Below are 6607 nucleotides of genomic sequence, written 5' to 3' on the forward strand. Positions count from 1 at the left end.
GAGGAGGCATTGGAGACGTTGCCCATCTTGTTTTTCAGGCGCTGCACCTGGATCGGGTTCTTGCTGCCGTCCGGACGCCAGCGGGGCACCAGGAAACAGCTCAGGCCGTTGTCGGTCTGGGCCAGTACCAGGAAGGCGTCGCACATGGGGGCAGACGTGAACCACTTGTGGCCTACCAGTTCATAGGCTTCACCGGGGCCTTCCGCTGACACCGGGTAAGCCCGGGTGGTGTTGGCGCGTACATCGGAACCGCCCTGCTTTTCGGTCATGCCCATGCCGATGGTCAGCGCCTGCTTTTCCGTGTGCGGCACATTACGGGGGTCATAGGCATTGTTGAGAATCTTCGGCAGCCATTCCTTTGCCAGCGAGGACGTCAGCTTGATAGAGGGCACCGAGGCAAAGGTCATGGTCAACGGGCAGCCATGGCCCGCCTCCACCTGACCTTGCAGATAGCTCTGTGCCGCCCGGGCCACATGGGCACCCGGTTTCGGGTCCGCCCAGGGAGCGGAGTGAATACCGGACTCCAGACCCAGCGTCATCAGACGGTGGTAGGCCTCGTGGTACTTCACGAAGTCCACCCGATAGCCCTGACGATCGTGGGAGAAGAACTGCGGCTTGTGCTCGTTGGCCAGGAAGCCCCATTCGATCACTTCCGCGCTGCCGGTTTTGGCTCCGTGGGCAGACAGGCGGTCTTCTGCCCACCCGGCTCCGTGGCGGCGCACCGCTTCACGCAGGGCAGTGTCATTGTCGTAGGCGTTGTAGTCTTCCAGGGCCCGGGCCTGGTTGAAGACCTCGTGGGTCTGGGCCAGCGGGTCCGGCTTCAGGTTATCGTGCTTGGCGGTCATTGGTGCTCTCCCGAAAAAATCATGCAGTCTGTTGCTGCTCGATAAACTGGGTCTGCGCCGGAGGTACCCCCACGGCTCGCAGACAGAATTGGGTCAGGGATTCCGCCAGCTGGGTTTTGGCCAACGGGTCGGACAACGGGCCCACCAGGGCTTCGGCAATGGCGCCGACCAGCGCCGCCGCGCTGATCGCCGTATCCTGCATGGGCAGCGCCCCCTGGCTAACCCCATCGCTGAGCAACTGCTGATAAAGCGCGGCGTAGCGCTGGCGATAGGTGAGACGCTCCGCGTCCACGGCCGGATCCACCGGCTCGGCGATCAACGACCAGGCCAGCCGCGGTGCCGCCTGGGCACGCCGCACAAAGACCTGCAGCACATGGCAAAGCCGCTCGGAAAAGCTGCCGGGATGCCCCATCGCCTTTGCCACTGCAGCCACTTCACGCTCGGTGGCCACACGAAAGACCTCCGCCGCCAGCACCGCCTTGTTGTCGAAATAGCGATATAGGGTGCCCACGCCTACCCCGGCCTTGGCCGCCAGCGTCTGCATGGTGAGATTGGCAAAGCCGCCCTCGCGAACCAGCTGCTCGGCGCAAACCAGCAGATGGTCACGCTGGGCCGCCTTGCGCGCTTTCACATTGGCGGTTTCCCGGTAAGCCATGATCGGAATCCATATTCATTTCTTAAAAGAAGTGAATCATGATTCCGACTTTCAGGCAAGCGCCGCCGGTCTCGCACCCCAGCTCCCCCGTAGGAGCGCCTCTCGAGGCGCGAACCTGAGCCCAGGCGAAGGACCGGCTGCAGATAGCACCAGCGAATCTATTGGCAATTTGCCTGATCGGATGACAAATCCCTCGCCAAAGGCTCGGATTCGCGCCTCAAGCGCCGCTCCTACAGCAGGTTGGTCATCACCCCCAGCGCCGCCATGCCCAGCACCATCCCCCATAACGGCACTGTCTTGCTGCGCAGCACAACGAATCCCGCCACCACGATCAACAAATCCCACAGATCATGCACCGCAGAAACGAACACCGGCTGATACAGGGCCGCCAGCAGCAGCCCCACCACGGCCGCATTGATCCCCGCTACCGCACCGGCCAGGGCCGGACGGGAAGAGAGCCACTGCCACCCTTCCATCAGTCCCAGTACCAATAGAAAGCCCGGCAGGAAAATCGCCAGGGTAGCGATCAGGGCGCCCCACCAGGGGCTGGCCGGCAGCAGCACAGCACCCAGATAAGATGCCAGCGAGAACATGGGCCCGGGCACTGCCTGGGCGGCGGCATAACCGGTGAGAAATTGATCCGGAGACATCTGCGGCCCCACCAGTTCCTGCAACAGGGGCAGCACCACATGCCCCCCACCGAACACCAGGGAACCGGCGGCAAAGAAATCATTCCACAGGCCCAACATCCGCCCCGCCGGCAGCAGGGCGACAACCGCAAGCAACGCGAAAAGTAGTAACGGCCCACGGCGCCACACCGGTTTGCCCGGTGCCGCCACGCCCTGATCCGGTCGCAGCCAGTGCCAGCCAATGGCGGCGGCCACCAGCAAGGCCAGCATCTGGCCGGCCAGCGCCGGCCACAGCACCAGCAGCACGGCCACCAAGGCGGCGATGATGCGGGTCAGGCTGTTGTCACAGAAGCGCTGCCCCATATTCCACACCGCATCGGCCACCACGATGACCGCCAGCCATTTGAGCCCGGTGATCGCCCCACCCTGCAGCCAGTCCGGCAGAGACGTGGCGTAGATCCCCAACAGGGCCATCAACAAAAAAGACGGCAAGGTAAAGGCAACAAACGCCGCGCAAGCCCCAGGTACACCGCCACGCACCCGGCCGATGGCAAAGCCCAACTGACTGGACGCCGGCCCGGGCAGAAACTGGGTCAACGCCAACAGGCGGGCGAACTCCGCCTCATTCAGCCACTGCAGCTCCTCCACAAAGCGACGATGGAAATAACCCACATGGGCCGCAGGGCCGCCAAAGCTGATCAGCCCCAACACCAGAAACTGACGAAAGATATCGCTCATCACGTACAAGAAATCCCGCTCATGTTTCACGAAACGCTAGCACAGTTTACCGGCAGGCAGATGTCAGTGCCGCGCCGCGGCAGGTATACTCGCCGCATGCAATCCGATGCCCACTCCGTTCTCCAGCACGTCTTTGGCTATCACCAGTTCCGTGGTGAGCAGCAGGCCGTTATCGATACCCTGGTCCAGGGCAACGACGCCCTGGTGCTGATGCCCACTGGCGGCGGCAAATCCCTGTGCTACCAGATCCCGGCCCTGGTGCGTCCCGGCACCGGGGTGGTGATCAGCCCGCTGATCGCGCTGATGCAGGATCAGGTGGATGCGCTCAAGGCGCTGGGCGTCAGGGCCGGATTTCTCAATTCCACGCTGAATATGGAGCAGCAGCGCGCCCTGGAAGATGCCCTGCTCAACGGCGAACTGGACATGCTCTACATCGCCCCGGAACGGCTGATACAGCCGCGCACCCTGTCGCTGCTTCACCAGGCCCAGATTGCCCTGTTTGCCATCGACGAAGCTCACTGCGTCTCCCAATGGGGCCATGACTTCCGCAACGATTACCTGCAACTGTCCCTGCTGCACCGGGAATTTCCCAATGTGCCTCGCATTGCCCTGACCGCCACGGCGGATCAACGCACCCGTACGGAAATCGCCGAACGTCTGGACCTGACTCAAGCCCGCCATTTTGTCTCCAGCTTCGACCGGCCCAATATCCAGTACCGCATCGAGCGCAAGGACGGCGCCCGCAACCAGTTACTGCGCCTGATCCGGGCCGAGCACGCTGGCGACGCCGGCATCGTCTACTGCCTGTCGCGCAACAAGGTGGAACGGGTGGCAGAGTGGCTGTGCCAGCAGGGCGTGAAAGCCCTTCCCTACCATGCCGGCCTGCCCGCACAAACCCGCGAGACCCACCAGCAGCGCTTCCTGCGCGAGGATGGCCTGGTGATGGTAGCCACCATTGCCTTCGGCATGGGTATCGACAAGCCGGATGTGCGCTTCGTAGCCCACCTGGATCTACCGAAAAGCATCGAGTCCTACTACCAGGAGACCGGCCGTGCCGGCCGCGATGGCGAGCCTGCGACTGCCTGGATGGCCTACGGTCTGGAAGACGCCATCAAGCTCAAGCAGATGCTGGCCCAGAGCAGCGGCAACGAGCAGCACAAGCGCAATGAAAACCAGCGGCTGGAAGCCATGCTGGGGCTTTGCGAAATCACTCAGTGCCGTCGTCAGGCGCTGTTGCATTATTTCGCCGAAACCCTCGAACAACCCTGCGGCAACTGCGACACCTGCCTGAACCCGCCACAGACCTTCGATGCCAGCGAAGCCGCCCAGAAAGCCCTGAGTTGTGTCTATCGCACCGGCCAGCGCTTCGGCGCCAACCACCTGATCGACGTGCTCACCGGCAATCGTTCCGACAAGGTGGCCAGCGCCGGCCACGACCACGTGTCCACCTGGAACATCGGCACGGAATTCAGCGCCAATCAGTGGAAAAGCATCTACCGGCAACTGGTGGCTCGCGGCCTGCTCACCGTGGACATGAACGGCTTCGGCGCCCTGCAACTCACCGAAGCCTGCCGCCCCTACCTGCGCGGCGAACAGCCACTGCACCTGCGCAAGGAACTTGCCAAGGCCAGGAAGGCCTCTACCCGCCGCGCTCACGCCAATATCGCTGACGCCGACCGGACACTCTGGGAAGCCCTGCGCGCCTGCCGCAAACGGCTGGCCGATGAGGAAGGGGTGCCGCCCTATGTGGTCTTCCATGACGCCACCCTGATGGACATGCTCGCTATCCGCCCGCGCAATCGGATGGAAATGGCCGCCGTCAGCGGCGTCGGCGACCGCAAGCTGGAACGCTACGGGGATGAGTTTCTGGCCATTCTAAACGGGAATGATGATGCCGCCGGTGTCGCCGAACCCGCCGGCCCGAATGGCAACGAGATTCTGGCCCTGGCCCTGGCCAACATGAGCCCGTCAGCCATTGCCCGCCAGCAGAACCTGAACGAGCAAACCGTGTACCGGGAACTGGCGCAACTGATCACCACCAACCAACTCAGCCTGGAGCAGGCACTGGGGATCAGCGAAACGGAGATCGGCATTATCCAGGACGCCCTGCTCAGCCAAGCCAACCTGGCCGAAGACACTTTCAGCTACCGGCAGTTGAAAGATCTGCTGGCGGACGATTGGCCCACCGGAGTACTGCATTGTGTACGCCAGGCCATTCTCGCCACGGTATAAGCCGGGGCTCAGTCATCTACCGGCAGCCGCTTTAAGGAACGGGAAAACTGCAGGATCAGGAAATTGATCAACGATAGCACCAGGGCAATCTCATACCGACTGTAAGCTACCGAGATGCCGATGGCGCCGGTATTCCACAGACTGGCCGCCGTTGCGGTACCGCTCACATTGGCGCCATTTTTCAAAATCGCACCACCACCGATAAAGCCCATTCCCGTGATGATTCCGTACATGACCCGGGCTTCCGCATCAGAGCCCGTGTATACCTGCATACCCACCAGCATATAACCACAGGCCGCCACAGAAACCAGCGGAAAGGTGCGCAGCCCAGCGCCACGGGCCCGCTGCTCCCGGTTCCAGGCCACCGGTAACGCCAGCACAAAGGCAATGCCCAGTTGATACAAGTGGGTAACGACCTGATTCCAGTCCAGCTCCTGCATTCGCACTCTCCTTCCTTGCTGATTCTGCGTTGCCTTGATTCACGCGCGTGCTACGCCAACGATTGCAATAACCTCAGTCACTCGTTGTAAGCAAAAGCTTACAGCCCAACAACAGAGCCAAGGCTCCCCTCAGGCTAATCTTGACCCTGTTCAAAAAAGATACAACGGGGATAACACATGGAACAGGAAGAACAGCTTGATCTGGAATGGGTGCCTGACACCCTGGCAGGACTTTTTGAGGATGCCCACGCAGATCATCCCGGCCAGTGGGAATCCTTTGACGCGGAAACCGCCAGCGCCCACGCTGCCTGAGCGAGCCTGGCCAGCGCGCCCTTCCCGACCTGTGGCGCTTTAACCTGGCCCTTGTCCGGGAGAGAATACTCCCATGGACGTGATCTGGATAAGCCATCGCGGTCTGCACCAGCGCCATGTGGAGAACAGCCTGCATGCGTTCGAGGCCGCCACGGAAGCGGGTTTCCACACTCTGGAAACCGACCTGCGCACCACTCGTGATGGTCAGATCGTGCTGCATCACGACCCCTCCCTGATACGCACCACTGGCAGCGACACCCTCATCGAAGATCTGGATATTGAGCAGTGTCTGGATCATCGACTCAATGACGGCCAATCATTGCTTACCTTCGACACATTCGCCCGCACCTTTACCGACCAGCGCTGGGTTCTCGATATCAAACCGGAAAGCGCCGAACGCACCCTGGCGGCGCTGCGCCACTGGGCCGACCGGGAGCAGAAAGGCGACTGGCTCTGCCGCCAGGCCCGTTTTCTGCTCTGGAACCCGGCACACACCCGACTGCTACGCCAGCACTTTCCTGCCGCCATCACCATGGCCCCCCAGAACGAATGCCGCCGGGCCGGCCTGTCGCTGCTGATGGGGCTCAGGCCGCTGGCCGCCATCCGCTACGGCCGCACCTATTCCCTGCCACCGGTATTCCACGGCCTGCCCCTGTTCCGCCGCTCCCTGGTGGATGCCTATCACCGGCTTGGTGGACGGGTCCTGGCCTTCCTTCCCGAGGGGCGAGAGCAGCAGAACCAGGCGCTCCGCTCCGG

At 62.4% G+C, this 6607-nt stretch carries 7 protein-coding genes; 3 read left to right on the plus strand and 4 right to left on the minus strand.

Going from position 1 to position 6607, the window contains the following annotated elements; translation table 11 throughout:
• The 3 genes from HUJ17_RS07580 to chrA form a co-directional block, all read right to left on the minus strand.
• The coding region (locus HUJ17_RS07580; protein ID WP_290510126.1) for an acyl-CoA dehydrogenase family protein at nucleotides 1–845 on the minus strand (845 nt) is incomplete at its 3' end.
• 19 nt (nucleotides 846–864) lie between these two features.
• Nucleotides 865–1500, minus strand: coding sequence for a TetR/AcrR family transcriptional regulator (locus HUJ17_RS07585; RefSeq protein ID WP_103916568.1), 636 nt, complete (start codon nucleotides 1498–1500; stop codon nucleotides 865–867).
• Nucleotides 1501–1730: 230 nt separating this feature from the next.
• Entirely contained in the window at nucleotides 1731–2867 is a 1137-nt protein-coding gene (chrA, locus tag HUJ17_RS07590) for a chromate efflux transporter (RefSeq protein ID WP_290510127.1), read from the minus strand.
• Nucleotides 2868–2963: 96 nt separating this feature from the next.
• On the opposite strand from chrA, the gene recQ reads away from it, so the two are divergent.
• Nucleotides 2964–5099: a DNA helicase RecQ gene (recQ, locus tag HUJ17_RS07595; RefSeq protein WP_290510128.1), complete on the plus strand. Its 2136-nt coding sequence runs from the start codon at nucleotides 2964–2966 to the stop codon at nucleotides 5097–5099.
• Between the two features lie 8 nt (nucleotides 5100–5107).
• On the opposite strand, the gene HUJ17_RS07600 is transcribed toward recQ, so the two are convergent.
• Entirely contained in the window at nucleotides 5108–5539 is a 432-nt protein-coding gene (locus HUJ17_RS07600; RefSeq protein ID WP_290510129.1) for an MgtC/SapB family protein, read from the minus strand.
• Nucleotides 5540–5716: 177 nt separating this feature from the next.
• Between HUJ17_RS07600 and HUJ17_RS07605 the strand changes: the two genes are divergently transcribed.
• Nucleotides 5717–5851 carry a hypothetical protein gene (locus HUJ17_RS07605; RefSeq protein ID WP_290510130.1) on the plus strand — a complete coding sequence of 45 codons (135 nt, stop codon included), beginning with the start codon at nucleotides 5717–5719 and terminating at the stop codon, nucleotides 5849–5851.
• 73 nt (nucleotides 5852–5924) lie between these two features.
• Nucleotides 5925–6607, plus strand: a 683-nt coding sequence (locus HUJ17_RS07610) for a glycerophosphodiester phosphodiesterase family protein (protein WP_290510131.1), incomplete at its 3' end; no start/stop codon positions are given.

It is taken from the genome of Alcanivorax sp., assembly GCF_014762765.1.
GTDB lineage: Bacteria > Pseudomonadota > Gammaproteobacteria > Pseudomonadales > Alcanivoracaceae > Alcanivorax.